General features: G+C 46.3%; 17 protein-coding genes. 8 read left to right on the top strand and 9 right to left on the bottom strand.

Annotation, left to right across the window (positions count from 1 at the left end):
* The first annotated feature begins 154 nt into the window (after positions 1-154).
* Complete coding sequence (locus R7040_RS21875) at positions 155-979, top strand: Cof-type HAD-IIB family hydrolase (RefSeq protein ID WP_017636084.1); 825 nt, start codon at positions 155-157, stop codon at positions 977-979.
* A 50-nt stretch (positions 980-1,029) separates the two neighbouring features.
* On the opposite strand, the gene R7040_RS21880 is transcribed toward R7040_RS21875, so the two are convergent.
* Positions 1,030-1,500 (bottom strand): EVE domain-containing protein, encoded by a 471-nt coding sequence (locus R7040_RS21880; RefSeq protein ID WP_005378735.1) that lies wholly within the window; start codon positions 1,498-1,500, stop codon positions 1,030-1,032.
* Between the two features lie 47 nt (positions 1,501-1,547).
* On the opposite strand from R7040_RS21880, the gene R7040_RS21885 reads away from it, so the two are divergent.
* On the top strand, positions 1,548-3,098 hold the full coding sequence (locus R7040_RS21885; RefSeq protein WP_033907271.1) for a COG3650 family protein: 1,551 nt from the start codon (positions 1,548-1,550) through the stop codon (positions 3,096-3,098).
* On the top strand, positions 3,098-3,694 hold the full coding sequence (locus tag R7040_RS21890) for a tRNA-uridine aminocarboxypropyltransferase (protein WP_033907272.1): 597 nt from the start codon (positions 3,098-3,100) through the stop codon (positions 3,692-3,694). The genes R7040_RS21885 and R7040_RS21890 overlap by 1 nt, the downstream gene beginning before the upstream one ends.
* 83 nt (positions 3,695-3,777) lie before the next feature.
* Here R7040_RS21890 and R7040_RS21895 read toward each other — a convergent pair whose 3' ends face one another.
* The 7 genes from R7040_RS21895 to lptM form a co-directional block, all read right to left on the bottom strand.
* Positions 3,778-6,264 carry an EAL domain-containing protein gene (locus R7040_RS21895; protein WP_104979846.1) on the bottom strand — a complete coding sequence of 829 codons (2,487 nt, stop codon included), beginning with the start codon at positions 6,262-6,264 and terminating at the stop codon, positions 3,778-3,780.
* Positions 6,265-6,402: 138 nt separating this feature from the next.
* The gene (gene yigB / locus R7040_RS21900; RefSeq protein ID WP_053350826.1) at positions 6,403-7,119 is read right to left on the bottom strand and encodes a 5-amino-6-(5-phospho-D-ribitylamino)uracil phosphatase YigB; all 717 of its coding nucleotides are present in this window, start codon (positions 7,117-7,119) and stop codon (positions 6,403-6,405) included.
* 8 nt (positions 7,120-7,127) lie between these two features.
* Complete coding sequence (gene xerC / locus R7040_RS21905; RefSeq protein ID WP_005378742.1) at positions 7,128-8,060, bottom strand: tyrosine recombinase XerC; 933 nt, start codon at positions 8,058-8,060, stop codon at positions 7,128-7,130.
* Entirely contained in the window at positions 8,026-8,757 is a 732-nt protein-coding gene (locus R7040_RS21910; protein WP_081248199.1) for a DUF484 family protein, read from the bottom strand. The genes xerC and R7040_RS21910 overlap by 35 nt, the downstream gene beginning before the upstream one ends.
* Entirely contained in the window at positions 8,751-9,581 is an 831-nt protein-coding gene (gene dapF, locus R7040_RS21915) for a diaminopimelate epimerase (RefSeq protein ID WP_005378744.1), read from the bottom strand. Before dapF ends, R7040_RS21910 begins: the two co-directional genes overlap by 7 nt.
* A gap of 10 nt (positions 9,582-9,591) precedes the next feature.
* Entirely contained in the window at positions 9,592-10,845 is a 1,254-nt protein-coding gene (lysA, locus tag R7040_RS21920) for a diaminopimelate decarboxylase (protein ID WP_005378745.1), read from the bottom strand.
* A 61-nt stretch (positions 10,846-10,906) separates the two neighbouring features.
* Positions 10,907-11,023: an LPS translocon maturation chaperone LptM gene (gene lptM / locus R7040_RS30630; RefSeq protein WP_005378746.1), complete on the bottom strand. Its 117-nt coding sequence runs from the start codon at positions 11,021-11,023 to the stop codon at positions 10,907-10,909.
* 74 nt (positions 11,024-11,097) lie between these two features.
* Between lptM and cyaY the strand changes: the two genes are divergently transcribed.
* Positions 11,098-11,412: an iron donor protein CyaY gene (gene cyaY / locus R7040_RS21930; RefSeq protein WP_005383391.1), complete on the top strand. Its 315-nt coding sequence runs from the start codon at positions 11,098-11,100 to the stop codon at positions 11,410-11,412.
* A gap of 69 nt (positions 11,413-11,481) precedes the next feature.
* Here cyaY and R7040_RS21935 read toward each other — a convergent pair whose 3' ends face one another.
* Positions 11,482-14,010: a class I adenylate cyclase gene (locus R7040_RS21935; protein ID WP_053350817.1), complete on the bottom strand. Its 2,529-nt coding sequence runs from the start codon at positions 14,008-14,010 to the stop codon at positions 11,482-11,484.
* A 346-nt stretch (positions 14,011-14,356) separates the two neighbouring features.
* Between R7040_RS21935 and hemC the strand changes: the two genes are divergently transcribed.
* The 4 genes from hemC to R7040_RS21955 are packed head-to-tail and all read left to right on the top strand — an operon-like array spanning position 14,357 to position 18,436.
* On the top strand, positions 14,357-15,295 hold the full coding sequence (gene hemC / locus R7040_RS21940; RefSeq protein WP_005383388.1) for a hydroxymethylbilane synthase: 939 nt from the start codon (positions 14,357-14,359) through the stop codon (positions 15,293-15,295).
* Positions 15,296-15,297: 2 nt separating this feature from the next.
* Entirely contained in the window at positions 15,298-16,026 is a 729-nt protein-coding gene (locus tag R7040_RS21945; protein ID WP_053350816.1) for a uroporphyrinogen-III synthase, read from the top strand.
* 17 nt (positions 16,027-16,043) lie between these two features.
* Entirely contained in the window at positions 16,044-17,255 is a 1,212-nt protein-coding gene (locus R7040_RS21950) for a uroporphyrinogen-III C-methyltransferase (protein ID WP_005378751.1), read from the top strand.
* Positions 17,255-18,436, top strand: a complete 1,182-nt coding sequence (locus tag R7040_RS21955; RefSeq protein WP_136977226.1) for a heme biosynthesis protein HemY — start codon at positions 17,255-17,257, stop codon at positions 18,434-18,436. Before R7040_RS21950 ends, R7040_RS21955 begins: the two co-directional genes overlap by 1 nt.
* The last annotated feature ends 751 nt before the right edge of the window (positions 18,437-19,187 follow it).

Raw genomic sequence — 19,187 nt, forward strand, 5'->3', positions numbered from 1 at the left:
CTGCTTGAACTTGGCTACTTTGACACAGTGTTTAACCGCATAGTGCTACGGGCCCAAGTTCCCCCGCATTCGGAGCAGTACGATCTAGTCAGTCTGCTGTACTCCGTTTGCAATTCACCTGTTCCACACTATCCAAACCGTTTACGAGGACTTCATGAGCACATCGCTACCTTGCAAAGAGATCACCAAAATCGTTGCCTCTGATCTGGATGGCACGTTACTCGCACCTAACCATCAGCTCAGTGCTTACTCAAAAGAGACGCTAAAAGCGCTGCATGAAAAGGGTTATACCTTTGTCTTTGCAACCGGCCGTCACCACGTAGACGTTGCGAGCATCCGTCGCCAAGTTGGCATTCCAGCTTATATGATCACGTCGAATGGTGCCCGAGTGCATGACCAGGAAGATCAGCTAATGTACAGCGAGAATGTCCCTGCGGAACTGGTACAAGGCGTGATCGACACGATCAAACATGATCAAGAAATACTTATTCACATGTATCAAAATGATAGCTGGTTGATGAACAAGGATGATGAAACGTTACGTGACTTCCACGATGAATTCACTTACGTCTTATTTGATGAAGACCACGCCCCAACTGACGGTATTGCGAAAGTTTTCTTCACGCATCCAGGAGAAGACCACGAACGTTTGGTCGTATTTGAAAACAAACTACGTGAGCAGTTTGGTGATAAGCTGAACATCGCATTTTCAACGCCTTGGTGTTTGGAAGTAATGAGCGCTGGCGTGTCTAAAGGTCATGCTCTTGAAGCGGTAGCGAAAAAACTCGACCTCACGTTAGAAAACTGCGTAGCATTTGGTGATGGCATGAATGACGTAGAAATGCTGTCGATGGCAGGTAAAGGGCTAGTTATGGGTACATCACACGAAAAAGTGATGAAAGCTCTACCAAATAATGAAGTAATTGGCAGCAATGCAGAAGATGCGGTTGCACACTACCTACAAGAACACTTGCTGTAAGCTTCAATACTCCAAATAATGAAGGGCTGCACATTCGCAGCCCTTCTCTTTTATCGCTGACTTGGCAGCTTCTCTTTGCCAAGAATCGCGTCCCATTCTTCTTCTGTCACGGGCATAATCGACAAGCGATTTCCACGTTTCACCAACGGCATGTTCTCAAGTTCTGGCATCGCTTTCATCACCGACAACGGAATCACTCGCGCCGTTTTACGTACAAACTCGACATCCACCATAATCCAACGCGGGTTGTCTGGGTCTGACTTTGGATCGTAATAATCGCTTTCGGGATCGAATTGGAAATGATCGGGATAGGCTTCTCTCACAACTTTAGCAATACCTGCCACGCCAACATGTTTACAAGAAGAGTGGTAAATCAGGACTAAATCGCCCACCTTCACTTGGTCACGCATCATATTGCGCGCCTGATAATTACGAACTCCCTCCCAACATGAAACCTTTTGGGTTCGAAGCGTGTCAATAGAAAAGGTATCTGGTTCAGTTTTAAATAACCAATATGCCATAATGCCATCCGATGCCGATTGAGTAACAATAATGAGGAAGATATAACATGAAGGCTTTGAAAAACCCAGTGGCGCTTGCCACCCTGCTGGTTCTGCAAGCATGTAGTTCACAGCCGCCACAATCTGGTGCTGCTGACCCAACCTCTCCACCAGCAACCTTAGATAAGCCTGAAACCATTCAACCTCAAACTTTTATGCTGCGCGGAAAAGTGATCGTCGGTCACGAGAGCCAATACATCATGCCTTGTGGCAGCGACAAGCAATATTGGTTGCAACTATCACCACAGCAAATGCAACGAGCAATTCAGTTAAATAACGAGCCTTACCAGACTATGTATGGCGAGGTTATCGGCCACCTCAACCCACCGGGCATCGATGGGTTTTCTGCTGATTTCGATGCTAACTTTGTCGTGGAACAAGTGAACTTCCTCACAACGGAAAACCCAAACCGTTGTCAGCAACCAAACAAACCAACTCGCGTGTTTGGTAATGAGCCTTCTTGGTCGGCAAGCTTTGAGGCTAATGGACTAACATTCCAGCAAATCGGCAAACAAACCACAAAATTAGCGATTAACAGCAGTCAGCTTCAACCTCGCCAGCGCACTTATCAACTGCAAGGTGGTGAGCTTCGCTTAACAGAAAACCTCTGCTCAGACACAATGAGCGATTCTTTGTATGGCTGGAAAGCAACACTAAAACATGATGGCGAGACGTATCAAGGTTGTGGTATGACTGCAAACGTCGATGCAACGCTTGGCTGGGCTAATACCTATGTCGCGACCTCAACCCAATCACAAGGCTTTGAAGTACAAATGACCTTAAACCCAGACCACAGCGCCACAACAAAATACCGTTACGCCAATGGACAAGCACCATTAATCGAGCGTGGTTACTGGCAACAGTTAAGTCCGTCTCAGGTTCAAGTTGTCATGACGCATCATCAACAGCAAAGGCTAATGTCAGAGCGACTGTTTACTCGAGAAGGCAATCAGCTCAAAGCGACCAAAGAAAAAGTCGGTAACTTGGTATACCCAATCGCCGATGGTGGTTTAGTCCTTTATCCTGCCACCGTTCGTGATGAAGGCATCATGCAACCAGCCGAAAAACGCACCAACAACCCCATCGGTAGTGCTGACGTCCCTTCTAGTGCAGAGTTTGATTCAAAAGTAGATGCCGCGGTGCGCAACTACTTCTTTATCCATCAAACCACCCCCAACAATAACCAATACCGTTGGCTAACTTACGACCTCAACAGCGATGGTAACGAAGAGCTATTGGTACAGTTGGATTGGTGTGGTTCCGGTGGCTGTACATTGCTGATATTTGAACATCACGAAAAGGAATGGCGATTTAATAGCCGCATTACACTAGTGCAAAGCCCGATTATGCTCGGCCAACAAACCTCTCATGGTTGGCGAGATCTGATTTTTAATGTCAGCGGTGGCGGAGCTAAAGCGGCTCAACACGTGATGCAATACACTGGGGTTAGCTACCCACTCAACCCAAGCATGGCGCCAACGGCAACGCCGAACCAAGTCAGTGGTGTGCGTCTGTTCTCTGATGGGATAAGCCCGGTGCGCGAAGGAGTTCGTCTGTAATGTCACAACCGTGTCCAACCTGCGGTTTTCAATTCAATTGTATGTGCTCGCTAATGCCGAAACTTAACAGTGAGCACAACATCCTGCTGTTAATGCATCCGAATGAACTGAAGCGTGATACTAATACCGGCCAGCTACTAGAGCAGTGCCAACTCAACATTGAGCGAGTAATCTGGGATCGCAAACAGCCACCAGCAGAATTGCTCACTCTATTAGCTGATCCGTCGCGGTATCCGGTGTTGCTCTTCCCCTGTGAAGAAAGTATCACACTCGAACATGTGGTACTCCAAAGCCAGCAACAAACCAAAACTCCGCTGTTTATTATTTTAGATGCCACCTGGCAAGAGGCGCGCAAGATGATCAATAAGAGCCGTTGGTTAGAAGGTATCCCTACTATGGGATTGTCTGCGTCGGCGGACTCACAATATCAGCTGCGACGCAACCAACAACAAGGTAATTTGTGTACGTTTGAAGTCGCTGCACATTTGCTCGGGCAACTTGGAGAACAAAACAACCAACAACAAATGCAGCGCTTTTTTGCCCATTACCTCGCTCTGTTCCAAGCTGAAAAGAGTGGACACGCTCTTAAGCGTTAACCATTAAGCTCAGTAGAAGAACCAAACAAAAAACGCAGCCTACGCTGCGTTTTTTACGACAAGAAGTTTCACGTGAAACATCATTAAAACAGTCGAGTCGGCTCGCCAAGATAGTAACCCTGCAAATAATCCACCCCCATGTCTTGTGCAATGGTACACACCTCCTGATTGTGGACGAACTCCGCCACCGTCTCCGCGTTAAACACCTGGCACAAACGCACCAACTGGGAAGCGATCTTGCGCTGTTTTAAGTCTTTATCAATATCACGAATCAAGCTGCCATCGAGCTTTATGACTTCTGGCTCCAACTTTAGGATTTCATCGATATTCGAATAACCGGACCCAAAGTCATCAACAATGATACGCGCCCCTAAGCTTCTAAAATGACTGCACACTTCTATCATTCGGCCGTAGTCTTTGATCTGCTCAGATTCCAGCACTTCTAAACCAATTCGCCTTGGGTCATTTAGCTGGCTAATTTCATGCTCTAAAAGCATTAAAGTTTTATCACTGAGCAAATCTTGCGGCGATAAGTTTATAGAAAAGTCACCTTGCTTATCTCGCATATAATGCAACGTAGAATGAATCATGTGCCGACTTAGTCGAGTGTAAAGATGCGTATCAGAGATAATTGGCAGAAAACGCCCTGGCGCAATCACCGTTCCATCGGCTTCCAGAATACGAACCAAACATTCTTGGCTTGCCAATTTGTGGCTACCAGCATGCACAATGGGTTGGCTATAAGTGATGATGTTCTGTTTGAGAATGGCTCTACTGACGCAACTTAGCCATCCAAGTTGCTCTTTACGCACATCCTCACTGACTTCAATATCTTTCGCATTACAGATATGAGTATTACTGCGTACACCGGAGCGTCTCGCTTCGATGCCTTTGAGTAAGAGCTCATCCACTGAAGCGGATGGAAAATCTCGGCGACTCACTAAGCCGCCGCATAGCGAGATAGAAAGATAATCTATTTCACGTAGGCCAATTGGCTCAAAATTAGTTTGTTCTACCGCGTCAGCAAAACGCGTAAAGTGCTGTTTGATGGTCTCGCTGCTTTGATCAGCTTTAAATATGAACGCCCATTCACCAACCCCAATACTATAAAGCTGCAAAGCCGTTGGCATGCCGAAACGCTTTCGTAGTCGATTCGTAAAGTGCATTGAGAGATCTTTGAGTAATTGATCTCCCACTCGGTAGCCGTATTTTTCGTTAATATGACTAAAGTTAAGTAGCTTTAGAGTCAACAAATGCTCATCCAAATCGATGTTACTCAGCCGCTCTTGCAATGCGACCCGGTTTTGTAACCCCGTGCGACTGTCGCGTCGATAGCTTTCTTGTAACTTGCGCGTTTGGCGATCGAGTTGATATCCCATATGCGCGTTCATATGGTTGAGATCGCCGATCGCATTTCGAATCAAGCTAAACAACGGTGAAATAGAGGAGCTAACGGGCGACTTAGGCAAGTTCAATGTTTGCACTTCGTCTCCCTCTCGCATCGCTAAATACGTCAGGCTGTGATGAAGAATTTCGGGCTGACCAATACCACCATGCAGTTCCCCCATACAGTAACTACCAAACGTCGTCGCAATATCTTTAAAGGCTTGGACTTCGTCGCTGCTGTCAATAAAGTCTAACCGTGACGCGCAGTTAAAAATCATCACGACTTCAGGTTGGTGCATGGCTAACTCAACCACACCATGCCGCACTTGCTCGAGCGTTAACGAGGGATGGTTATAGCAAAATTGCACTTCGTCACCAAGACACCAGGGCCTGTCGAAGCTCATACTGCCATCAGCGTGTAGCTCCGTTACCGTACAAACTTCCTTTCGCCCTAAGCTTTCTCGATACAAAGGAAAGCTGAGCAGTTGACTCAGCGTCACGTCATGGCCATCCGCCAAGTAACGCTTGTATACTTCCAGCGCTTTCTTCTCACCTAAACAATACAAGCGCGTTCCTTTTGCATGAGTGACTTTGTGTGGCATGCCAATCGGGTTCCATTCCGAATACGCATTAGTCCATAGCTTCAAAGTATCACTGTGCAAAGCTACGGCAACCACAGCGTTATCGTAAACTCGGTTTTGATATAGCACCCAGCAGCCATCGTCAATACTCTGCGCCAACCCTCCAGAAATCACTACTTCTTCACTGGCGAAGGTTTGAAACAAGGGATAGTCACGTCGTTCAATTTGCACAGCAAAGCTGAGGATCACCTGTGAATTATGCTGCATTAGAAGAGAGCGCTTGAGCTCCCCGCCATCAATGTCAGGGGAGTAAGAGTATGTTTGTACCGCAGAAGTCAGCGTGGTTTGCTCAAATTCAATCACACTCACTAGGCAACCAGAGGTAAATATCTCCCCTTCCAGAATTACATTACGCGTACTATGCCCCATAACATGAGCATTCGGCAGCGACGACAAAACGGCGTCTGCAAGTGTGGTCGTAAATTCGCGCGATTGCGTCGACAATATTTGTACTAAATATTGTTTATCTGAGGAAGTCGGAAAAGTGACTAAAAAGTCATTCAGTTGACTGACATCGTGAACCAGTTTTGAAAAAGCTCGCATGGACCTACCACTGCCGTAACACTATCTTCACCACGACGTGTGGCGTTACTATTTTTATTTAATAGAGAATAATTTACGTGGCTTTGAGCTGCTTTTCTAGACACAAAATGAGATTAGAATGGATTAATGCGAAAGCAATTAAAAAAGTGTGAGTAACGGCTGCAAACTATTGATTTCAATATCAGGTAAAGTACGTGTTTTTGAATGGTTAATGACATTTTTATTCATATCATTAAACCAACAGGCTGCAAAACCAGCCAACTTTGCACCATGCACATCCGTGGTTAGATGATCACCGACATGCAGAATATTCTCCGCAGGAATATCCAAGAATCGCTTCGCTTTAGTAAACATATCGGTTGCGGGTTTCGCCAATCCATCTGGTCCTGCTTTAAGTACCTGTTGGAAATAAGGCGTAAGACCGATGCGGTCTAAATCCACATTACCGTTGGTGATTGCCACCAACGGGATGTGCTGCGCGAGTTCCTCCAGTACATCGAGGCTTTGCTGCGGCACTTCAAAACGGTTACGCCAGTCCAACGCAACGTCTACTGCGGCTTTCGCGGCGGCATGTGCTGCGTCTTCGTCGTAGCCTACTTGGGAGAAGGCTTGCTGAAGTTGCACTAAACGCCATAAAGTGACATCGCTCTTCAGCTCGGGTTGTTGCTGCACAACTCGCTGTTTGAGAGCAAACCAATCCGCTTTGTTCATATGAGCAACCGCTGGATGATGGTGCTTGAGCCAAGATAGCAACTCACGCTCCATGCGAACGATCACAGGATAGTTGTCATAGAGGGTATCATCTAGGTCAAAGGTCATTGCCTTAATAGGCTCGATACGGCGATAAAATTTCATACTTCGGCTCACTCCCCGTTCTTTTTGCGTGCGCGTGGGTGGGCTTGGTCGTAGGCTTGCGCCAAATGTTGGAAATCCAAGTGCGTGTAGATTTGGGTCGTCGAAATGTTCTCGTGCCCTAAAAGCTCCTGCACCGCACGTAAGTTATTGCTTGATTCGAGCATATGTGTCGCAAATGAGTGACGCAATTTATGCGGACTAATATGGCTTGCGACAGACTGTTTCTGCCCCCATTCAGCCATGCGCTTTTGCACGCTACGATGCGAAATACGCGTTCCGAGCTTAGATACAAACAAGGCGGGCTCACCTGGAGCGGCTAAATCACCACGAACGCGTAGCCACTTCCCAACCCACTCGGTTGCCATCCCAGAGAACGGCACTTTACGTTCTTTATCGCCTTTACCAATAACACGAAGCTCACCACTACGCAGTTGTACGTCACGTACATCCACACCCACCAGTTCAGCCAAACGTAAGCCGGCGCCATACATCAGCTCCATCATGGCGCGATCGCGCACAGCCAACGGGTCGTCCTCGTTGACTTCAAGTAATTGGCTCACTTCGTCAACATCGAGGTTTTTGGGCAACGGGCGTTTTTTGCGAGGTGCTGAAACCCCTTTGGCTGGGTTAGCCGACATCTCGCCACGCAGAATAAGGAAATCGAAAAAGCTACGCAGCGATGAGAGTCGCGTTGCCAAACTGCTGGCTTTCATGCCTTCTCGCATGCCCTTACCTGCTAATTGGCGCACCCAACCAGCATCCACTTGAGACCAATCTTTGAGCCCCATTTCAGCTAAGTGCTGCGCCATAGTTTCTAGCTGCTGTTTGTAATTGCGCTGAGTATGTAGGCTAAGCCCCTTTTCGCTTCGTAAGAATTCATAGAAGCGCTCAAGAGGCTTTTGCAGACTATTTGGCAGAGGAGTGTTGGGAGTTGTCGTCATCGTAACTTTGCCATACCAGTGTTTGAGCGAGATGTGCCACTACTAATGATAGGTGACGCAAAAACAAGGTATCCATATCTGGCTGAAAATGGCCGCCATCTTCACTAGAAAAAGCAAGCACGCCCAGAGTTTGCTGTTTCACGAGCGGCAGTACCACATAGGACCCCATTTCCGGCACTTCCATGTTGCCAAACAAAGCTTCACGATCCACTTTGCGAAGACGTCCTAAGTACGCATCTTTGCCATTTAAGTGAGTGGCCGCAAAGCGTTGATAACTTTCCTTACTCAATTGAATCGATGCGTCGCATTGACTAAACAATCGAACAAACGCACGTAAGCCCAATGCTTTGGCTTTCTCTTCGATAGAATGAATGACTTGTTTAAAGTCACCACACTTTAGAATCTGCCCCTGCAAATCCATAAATTCGTAAAAGGTGCGATCATTGTTCGCCGCAAGCGACATTAGTGTAGTGATCTCTTCCTCTAACTCTTCAATGCGCTGACGTTGGCGATTCATTTGGATGTGTACCAAAGATACCGCGCCTAAGTCTGAGTGTGGGAAAGATAAACGATCCACAAGCTCCGGACGTTGCACAAAAAAGTCTGGATGATCTTTGAGGTACTCGGCCACTACTTCAGCCGTTAAGGCATCTGCTTCTACTTGAGACAAACCGTTTCCTTTTTCTTCAACTAGCAAGACAATTGACCATCAAATACATGCGTTGTAGGTCCGGTCATAAACAACGGCTTGCCAGGGCCTTGCCATGCAATTCGCAATTCACCACCAGGTAGAGAAACCTTAACGTTTTCATCCAACAAGCCCTGCAGAATCCCAACCGCGACTGCCGCGCATGCACCACTACCACAAGCTTGTGTCTCTCCTGCGCCTCGCTCGTAAACTCGAAGACGAATATGGTCACGACTCATCACCTGCATAAAGCCAGCGTTGACGCGCTCTGGGAAACGCTCATGCGACTCAAGCAGCGGACCGAGAGTTTCCACTTCTGCCGTATCCACATCGTCGACCACGGTCACTACGTGCGGGTTACCCATGCTCACAGCACCACAAAACAAGGTATTGTCGCCTGCTCGCATGATGTAAGTTTTCTCTTTTTGCTTCGCTTTGAAAGGAATTTTGTTCGGTTCAAACTCTGGCACGCCCATGTTGACCGTCACTTCCCCATCATCTTCGATGTTGAGAATCATCTTTCCTTTCTTGGTGCTCACGCTGATGCTGTATTTATTGGTCAGCCCCTTCAAGCGAACAAAGCGGGCAAAACAGCGTGCACCGTTACCACACTGTTCAACTTCACTACCATCGGCATTAAAAATCCGATAATGGAAGTCGGTTTCAGGGTCGTAAGGGGCCTCTACCACAAGCAATTGGTCAAAACCAACGCCAGTATGACGATCCGCCAAGCGGCGGATCAGGTCTTGCGAGAAAAACACGTTCTGGGTGATACAGTCGACGACCATGAAGTCGTTGCCCAAACCGTGCATTTTGGAAAAGTGGAAATGCATTTGTTGTGTGTTACTCCGGTAGAATCTGTTCCAGCTGCCACAAACTGGTCAGCTCCTCACGCTGGCGAACTAAGTGGCTTTGTTTACCGTCCACCATCACTTCTGCTGCTCGGGTACGAGTATTGTAGTTCGAAGACATCACAAAACCATAGGCACCTGCTGAACGAACCGCGAGTAGATCACCTTCTTGCAAAACGAGTGCGCGATCTTTACCCAAGAAGTCGCCGGTTTCACAAATAGGACCAACCAAGTCGTAAGTCTGAGCTTCACCCTTTCGCGGTGAAACTGGCACAATATCTTGCCATGCTTGGTATAGCGCAGGACGCATCAAGTCGTTCATTGCAGCGTCGATAATCGCAAAGTTTTTATGCTCAGTATGTTTTAAAAACTCAACACGCGTTAGCAAGATACCTGCGTTCGCAGCAATTGCACGGCCTGGCTCAAAGATCAGCTCCAAGTCTTGGTGATTTTCAAGACGACCAAGTAACGCTTTGGCGTAATCAGAAGGCTGAGGTGGTAATTCATCACGATAGACCACACCCAAACCACCGCCGACATCAAGGTGACGAATGTTAATGCCTTGCGCTTTTAAATCATCAATCAGGGCTAATAAACGGTCTGTCGCGTCGATAAATGGGTCTATATTGGTCAGCTGAGAACCAATGTGGCAGTCGATGCCTTGCACATTCAAGTTCGGCAGGCTTTGCGCGAATTTATAAACATCTGGCGCACGATCAAACGCAATGCCGAATTTATTGTCGCGAAGACCGGTCGAAATGTAAGGGTGTGTTTTCGCGTCGACATCTGGATTGATACGAAGAGAAATTGGCGCAATCACACCAAGCTCACCCGCAACCTTGTTCAAACGTTCTAGCTCTGGCTCAGATTCAACGTTGAAACATTTGATACCTAGCTCAAGAGCGCGCTTCATCTCTGCCGGTGTTTTACCAACACCAGAGAAAACGACTTTTTTCGGATCACCGCCTGCGGCAATCACACGCTCAAGTTCACCACCCGACACGATATCAAAACCCGATCCCAAACGCGCTAGCGTGTTCAATACGCCTAAGTTTGAGTTGGCTTTCACCGCGTAGCAAACCAGGTGAGGATGCTGACCCACAGCACTATCAAACGCCTTCCAATGGCGCTCTAGCGTGGCTCGAGAATATACGTAAAGAGGAGTGCCATATTGCTCTGCAAGAGCTTGAAGTGGGACGTCTTCGGCCCAAAGCTGGCCATCATCCTGATAGTTGAAGTAATCCAAAATTCGCTTCCCTTATTTTATTCGACTGCTGAACCCTAATTTCACCCTAAGGTGCGGTTATTTATTGTGATTGCTCATTCTGTTGAGTGTCATCTGGAATGTATAGTGAGCCAGACTGACCACACCCCGCTAAGGTCGCGGCAACCATCACAAACAACACAGTAACTAATTTTTTCATTTCGCATATCGTGATTATTGAATCAATGCCCCCTATAATCGCACCACACTCAGGAAAAGCAATAGGATAGACGGATGAACGATACTGAATTTCATCAACTGGTGGATGCGCAGATGCAAATCATCGAAGAATCCATCGATGATTCAGGCGCAGACATTGATTACGAAGTCACTGGCAACGTAATGACATTGGAATTTGAAGACCGCAGCCAAATCATCATTAATCGCCAAGAGCCGATGCATGAGATCTGGCTAGCGTCCAAATCTGGTGGTTTCCACTTCAAACTTATTGAAGGTAAATGGACCTGCTCAAAAACGGGTATGGAGCTATTTGAAATGGTGAAGCAAGAATGTGAAAAGCACGCGGGCGAAGCCATTGATTGGGCATAATTCTGGTCAATCGTCACCAAAACAAAAAGAGCACCGAAGTGCTCTTTTTGTTTATTGATACGGGTTTAATTACGCGTTCACAGTTTTGGTCGGGCGACTCGGTGAACAACCGTCATTACGGTAAGGAATGATATACGCATTCCCCTCTTCAGGGTGAATAATTTGATAGTACTGAGGCAGGTTAAAGTTAATAAACTTAGACGCGACGCGACTATCGTCTTTTACCGACGTGTAGAAGCTGTTTACAGACGAAATCATTTCATCTTTAGAGCCGCTAAATTGGTGATACACTTCCACTTGATTTGACTCATCCAACACATAAATATTGAAGCCATCTTCGTTATCTTCAAAGAAGAACTGCACCAGACCTTCACTGGCAAACCCATCCACCGCTTCCGGCATTTGATATTCTTGCTCACGATCGAGCATTAACAGCGGCGAGCCTTTGAGTTTGTTAGTAGAAATGCTGCGGTAGAAATCGATGGAATTTTCTAGCTTCTGCACCGACACACCACGACGTTCAAAGAACAACCCATAAGTCTGGTTACCAAGACGCATCGCTTTAAAGCGGCGACGTTTCTCTTGTTCTACTGGTTTCAAGCGTAAGTCGATACATTCAGCTAAAAGCTGGTAAACCATATTACGCATCACACCACGCATGTTCTTCGCATAGCAGAACACATCCACTGATTCTGGTGGCAACGCATCTTGGTGCATTTTGCCCAAAATGGTTTTCAGTGCATCCAGCATCGCCGTTTCCCCTTTGAAATGCAGCGTACGCACTTCATGCCAAGAGTTACGGTAAACAAGGTCAACACTGCCGACTAAATTTTTATGTTCTGGACCAAAGCTAAAAATATCGGTGTTCTTAACATCCACTTTCAACGAACGACCAGAAAGTTCAGACGTCGGATCATTTTCAAAGTTGATGAACATCGCAAGCTGGCTTATTTCACAAGGACTCGCTAGCGCCTGCATAGATGGACGACGCTTACGCAACGCAAAAGTATTTCGTAAGTCACTCACCATTTGGTAAAACTTATCAATATCTAGCTGCGCTTCACGTACCACGGCATGTAAACGAGTCGATTCAGTGATCAAGCCATTGAAGAATGCCCAAGCAACCAACTTACTCAAGTATTCATGATGCTCTAGATATGGTTGCCCCAAAATGCGGTGCGCAATAAGCGGTTGTTTATAGAGGTACCAACCAGACTTGTTCACTCCCCCTTTTTTCACTTCGATAAAGCTCAAGTCAGGCTCGTGCAGATCAGGTGAAATCTGTGGGTTTAGTAACGTTACTTTGCCCGGCAATACTTCAAAAGCAGCGTAGAGTTTACGGGCCAAAATACTGATGTCTTGCGGACTGATAGCAGAAGTGATGTCGTTACGACGCGCAAATTGAATCAAGTTACGGTAGCTTTGCATCAACGCATCCAGCAATGCATGATGTACCACCTTCACTTGTTCAACCTTCCAATTACGGCGGTCATCGAGCTCTGCAACGACACTTGCATCCCAATTCCATTTTGCAATCATATCGCTCAGCGCTTCACGGCGCCAAGCTACTGAGCCAACATTCGGCTCACGAGATAATTTTTCATGGGTTTTGAGATAGAAACAGCGACGCACCAAATCCAAACGTGTATCGTCTTGAATTCGCTCTAAGTAACGGGTTACTTTTTCCAACATTAAGTAGTACGCATCCATGCCATAGAGATCAGGCTCATGGGCAAAGAAACGACGTTTAGTGTCGATGCTTAACAATTGAGTATGCGGGTATTCCCACGAGTAAGCTTCTAGCAAGATGGCTTTTAATACCGATTTGTAGGGAGAGTCGATGCTTTTGTATAACTGCCACAAGTTCGAACCGAAGTATTCTTCAGCAGGAATGCAGTTCAATTTACCAAAGTCGATCCATTCACTACAATCGATGTAACCATCACTGCACAATTGAGAAACGTACTCGTCGTAACACTCTTCCATTTCTGGCGGCACGATTTGCCATAACAAACGCTGTCCGGCAATACGCACCGCACTACGATAGAATTCATCTAACAAAAGTAAGTGCTGAGATGAACCACAGTTATCACCTGTCATCTCCTCAGAATGATTGCTTCTAAAGCGCTCTTTATCCATTAAGAAAAAGTTCGCTTCCACGCCTTTGCTTTGTGCCCAATCCGTGATGAGTAGGCATTTATTGGTCAATAACTCGCGTTCGTCACAATCCATCTCTGGTGAAATACACACCCAAATATCCAAATCACTGGAAGTACTTTGACCAATCGAGGAGGTACTGCCCATGGTGTACAAACCCAATATAGCGGGCTTTTCTACCGTCTTGAGCGGCTGACCAATGGCAAGTTGAATATCATCTATGAATTGTTGCTGAATGCTATTTAGTTCAAGCCCATGCACACCAAACGGGACATCGGCATCATAATAGCCAGGAATTACAGGATGGTTGTAGTTCAACAAGGCAGGAATCAAGTGGAAGACTTGCTGGCTTTGCGAATCCATAAGCGCCAACGCGCGATCAACTCGCTGCTGATTCAAATTATCTAGTCGCTGGATGATTTTTTGGGTGTAAGCCTGCAAGGGGAATTCCTTGGTTGAACAATCACGAAAATCTGCTGACGTTTTAAACCAAAACGGCTTAAAAACGTGATCAATTTAACACTTTTATTGGTGCGGGTAAAGCTTCACGCCCGTGTATCACTCCGGATACAAAACCATACTTTAGTCACAAAATTAATCGCGCGGTAGTGTCGCTCTTATTACCTATTACTAATAATAGTCCTTAGTCTAATTGAGAATCCAGTCACACTATTTTCATAACGTCATGTAATTCCATTCATAGCCTTCAGAGATAACGAACTAACAGTAAGCATTTCTTGATGAGAATGGTAGGATAAACCCAAATCCAAACAGCATTGAGAAGATCATGACACAATCCACACCGATTCGCATTGCAACTCGAAAAAGCCCTCTTGCTTTATGGCAAGCTTACTTTGTTAAAGACGCCCTTCAAGCCGCTCACCCAGGCTTGGAAGTCGAGTTAGTAACCATGGTGACCAAAGGTGACGTGATTTTAGATACACCACTAGCAAAAGTTGGCGGCAAAGGCTTGTTCGTAAAAGAGCTTGAAATCGCGATGCTAGAAGGACGTGCAGACCTCGCCGTTCACTCAATGAAAGACGTACCCGTCGATTTCCCAGAAGGCCTTGGCCTCGTGACCATTTGTGAGCGTGAAGATCCTCGTGATGCCTTCGTCTCTAATACCTATAGCCACATTGATGAGCTCCCTCAAGGTGCCGTGGTTGGTACTTGCAGTTTGCGCCGTCAATGCCAACTGAAAGAATATCGTCCGGACATCATCATCAAAGAGCTTCGCGGTAATGTGGGCACTCGCCTTGGTAAGTTAGATGCGGGTGAGTATGATGCAATCATTCTTGCTGCGGCTGGCCTTAAACGATTGAAGCTTGAAGAGCGCATTCGTAGCTTTATCGAACCAGAGCAATCACTACCAGCGGTAGGCCAAGGTGCTGTCGGTATTGAGTGCCGCCTTGACGATGAAAGACTGCTTAAGCTGCTTGAGCCACTTAACCACCAAGACACCGTAGACCGCGTTTTGTGTGAGCGCGCAATGAATCTGACCCTAGAAGGCGGCTGTCAGGTACCTATCGGCAGCTATGCCCTACTAGACGGCGACAACATTTGGCTACGCGCATTAGTTGGCGAACCAGATGGCAGCGAAATTGTTCGTGGTGAAATTCGTGGCCATCGTAAAGATGGCGAAGCATTAGGAGTGCAGCTAGCCAATGAGCTGCTAGATAACGGCGCTCGTGAAATCCTAACTAAGCTGTACGCAGATCACGAATAACCATGGCAGTGTTGGTCACTCGGCCGGGAGAGCAAGGCAGCGCGCTTTGCTCTCTGCTCGAAAGGCACGGCATTTCCGCATATCACCATCCTCTGATCGACATTGTCGCCGATCTCACGGACACGCACCTCTCTAAACATCTACATCAAGCTCAAATTGTTATCGCTGTTAGTCGACATGCAGTGCAATGTGCACAGCAAATCTTAGCCAGCAACGGGATGTCATGGCCGAAACAAGCTATTTACCTTGCCGTTGGTCAAAAAACAGCACACTATTTAAGCAAATGTACCCAACAGAAAGTACACTATCCCCAAGTCAGTGATAGTGAACACTTATTGCGACTGCCAGAGCTCAACAATGTGGCACAACAACAAGTTCTTATCCTTCGTGGTAACGGCGGAAGAGAGCTGATCAAAGATGCATTGGTGAGGCGTGGCGCAAAAGTTCACTATAGTGAGACTTACAAGAGAGAATTCATCCCATTCGATCCAGTAAGCTGTATCTCACTATGGAAAAACCTACAAATTAACCAGATTATTGTCACCAGTGGTGAACAACTGGATTATTTGTGCAGCCAATTGACGTCGGAGCAATTGACTTGGCTTAATCAACAAGAGTTGTATATCCCCAGTCAGCGTATCGCTGACATCGCAATTCAAAGGGGGTTCACTCGCGTGAGATGCACGGGAAGCGCATCCAACCAAGAATTACTGGCGGCTCTCCAGCCCTAGCTACACAGGATATAGGCATGACAAGTAAAAATAACGACCAAAAAAATAACGATAAAAACCTTTCCGAAGAAACCTCATCGGCACCGCTAGTCGAAAAAACCACATCGCAGCAGGATGCGGACCTTAAAAAAGAGCAACCACAAGCGGCCGAGCCCCCAAAAACAGCAGAGCCAACCAAAGTCGAGTTTGAAGAAAAACAAGGTAAACGTGGTGTCAAACTAGGTACGGTCGCTATCATCTTATCGATTATTTTTGGCGGTGGCCTCGCGTACAAGCTGCATCAACAGCAAGCCGATTACCAAGCGCAGATCGCCCAACTAAAAAGTCAGCTAGAAAGCACTCAAGCTTCCATGAAACAAGAACTCAGCCGGGTACAAGAAGAAACCATCGAGAAAGCAACAACCGTGACACACAAAGCGGAAGTGGTACTTGGACAGCAACAGAAGAGCATTGAAAGCTTACAGCTCGCCGTTGCCGATGTGAAAGGTCGTCGACCAAACGACTGGCTATTAGCGGAAGCCGATTACCTTGTCAAATTAGCTGGTCGTAAATTGTTCTTAGAGCACGATGTAGAAAGCGCGACTCAACTGATGGAAAGTGCAGACCAACGCATTGCAGCACTGAATGACCCTAGCCTCGTCAAACTACGTAAAGCAATGGCGAACGATATCACCAAACTTCGCACGATCCCGCTAATTGACCGTGATGGATTGGTACTACGCTTAACTGCCCTACAACAGCAAGTAGACAAGCTCCCTCTCGCCAATGCACTGCTACCTGAAGCTGAAGCCGTAGAAAACACTGAAGTGTCTGAAGATATCGCAAACTGGCAAGATAACTTAATGACCTCTTTGAAGGACTTTTCAGAAAACTTCATTACCTTCCGCACGCGCGATGGTAACGTCATTCCACTGCTTTCTCCTGAGCAACACTTTTACCTGAAAGAAAACATCAAAGCCAAATTGGAAACGGCAATAAAAGCGGTGTACCAAGAGCAAGGTGAAATTTATACCACGTCTCTAAAAACAGCAGACAAGTGGGCATTAGCTTTCTTCAACCAAGACGATAATTCTGTTAAAGAGTTCAACAAAACGGTTAACCTACTAAGTCAGCAAAATATTCAAGTGGAATACCCAACAAAACTGCAAAGTCAGTCTCAACTATCAGATGTCATCCGTGAACGCCTACGTCGTGAAGTCACAACGATGACAGGCATGGAGGATAAGTAATGTTTCGTCTTATTTTCCTATTTGTTGTACTAGGCGCAGGACTATTTGTTGGCACCCAGTTTTCTGGTCAGCAAGGCTATGTACTCATCTCCATTGCCGAGAAAACGATCGAGATGAGCGTAACGACATTAGTGGTTTTCGTTATCGCTGCACTCGCAGGTCTTTTTCTGCTTGAGTACCTGATTAAGAAGTTAGTTTATGCTAGTTCTACAACATGGAACTACTTCAGTGTTCGCAAAATGCGCCATTCCCGCCGATACACCAATGAAGGCATTATTAAACTTCTAGAAGGTGACTGGAAAGGTGCTGAGAAGAAAGTAACTCGCTGGGCAAATCATCACGATATGCCGCTGCTTTGCTACTTGGTTGCGTCTGAAGCCGCACAAGGCCAAGGTGATAAAGCAAAACGAGATCACTATCTAGCGCTAGCGAGCCAACAAGAGAACGCCCATCTCGCAGTAGAACTGACTCGAGCGAAACAATTTATCCGCGACAACGAGTTCGAGTCCGCTTTCGATACCTTGCAATCGTTAAAAAGTCAGTATGCGAGTAACTCTATTGTATTGAACTTGCTGAAAACAACGTACATGCAGCTAAAGTTGTGGCAACCTCTTATTGACCTCTTGCCACAACTAACCAAAGCAAAACTCATCACGGAAGAAGAACATGCAGAGCTGATTCAAAAGGCGCAGTGCGGCTTACTCCATGAAGTAGCGCAACAACAAGGTAGCGAAGGGCTAATCTCCCATTGGAATAGTCTCTCACGTAAAGTGAAACAAGACACAAACCTCGTTGCCTGTTTTGCTCGAGAACTCATCACACGAAAAGCTGATGCAGAAGCCTTTACCGTGCTAAAAGAAGCATTAAAAAAACAACCTGCCCCAGAGCTTTATCAACTTCTGCCAGATCTAAACCTGCCAGATACCCACCCTGTCGTGGTCTTCTTAGAGGGAGTAGTGAAGAAAGAACCGGATAACGCCGCTGCCCATAGCGCATTAGCGCACTTCTATTTCCGTCAAGAGAAGTGGCAAGAAGCCCAGGATCACTTTGAGATCGCCTTAAAGCTTCGCTCTGACGTCTCTGACTATGCATTCCTAGCAGACACACTAGAGAAGCAAAATCTAACCAAAGCTGCTCACGAAGTCTCTCGTAAAGCTCTCACGCTCGTACAGAATGACTAACTTAAGATGACCTAACCAAGCCGACAGCTTACCTGTCGGCTTTTTTATTGCCTGCTATTAACCCTTCAGTCCTTACATCAATATGTTTATCAAATTCATTGGTTCCCAAGTAATTTCCAACTTCCTAGCAACTCACTATCGTTTCACTTTCACTCTTCTCTTTTGACTACTCTGATCCTGTCATTCCAGCAGAATCCAAAAACAATTTTAAAAGATGCAGGAATACGTAACTTTAGCCTGTTGATGTATGGTTTTAAGACGTAGCTAGATTTAGGCAATAGAGCACACGCATCGCTAGACTGAGCAAAACAAAAAGATACATCAGTGAAACAGTGGCTATTTTAGTATGCTTATTTGTTCGGTCTATCCGGTAAAAGGGGCTAGAGAAGCAATGGTAGTGCTTTAAGAGAACGATAAGGCAATAGATGGTTCAACACCTTAACAAAGCATCTCCAACAACCTTATCGGGACAGCATGCAGTGATGAGGATGAACAGCTTTAGAGGCAACTGCACTTCTTAGCAAAAATCAAAACGTCACAACCAATACCGATCCCAATATTACTTTGTCGAAAAGTAGATCGCATATGGAATTGATTTTTGGCAAGCATAGATAGAGTAATAAAGATGTGCGGAAATGAAAAAAGCCTCGCTATTTCTAGCGAGGCTTCTTAATAGTGGCGGAGAGATAGGGATTTGAACCCTAGATACGCTATTAACGTATGCCGGTTTTCAAGACCGGTGCTTTCAACC

The sequence above is a fragment of the Vibrio sp. 1069 genome, from assembly GCF_033340555.1.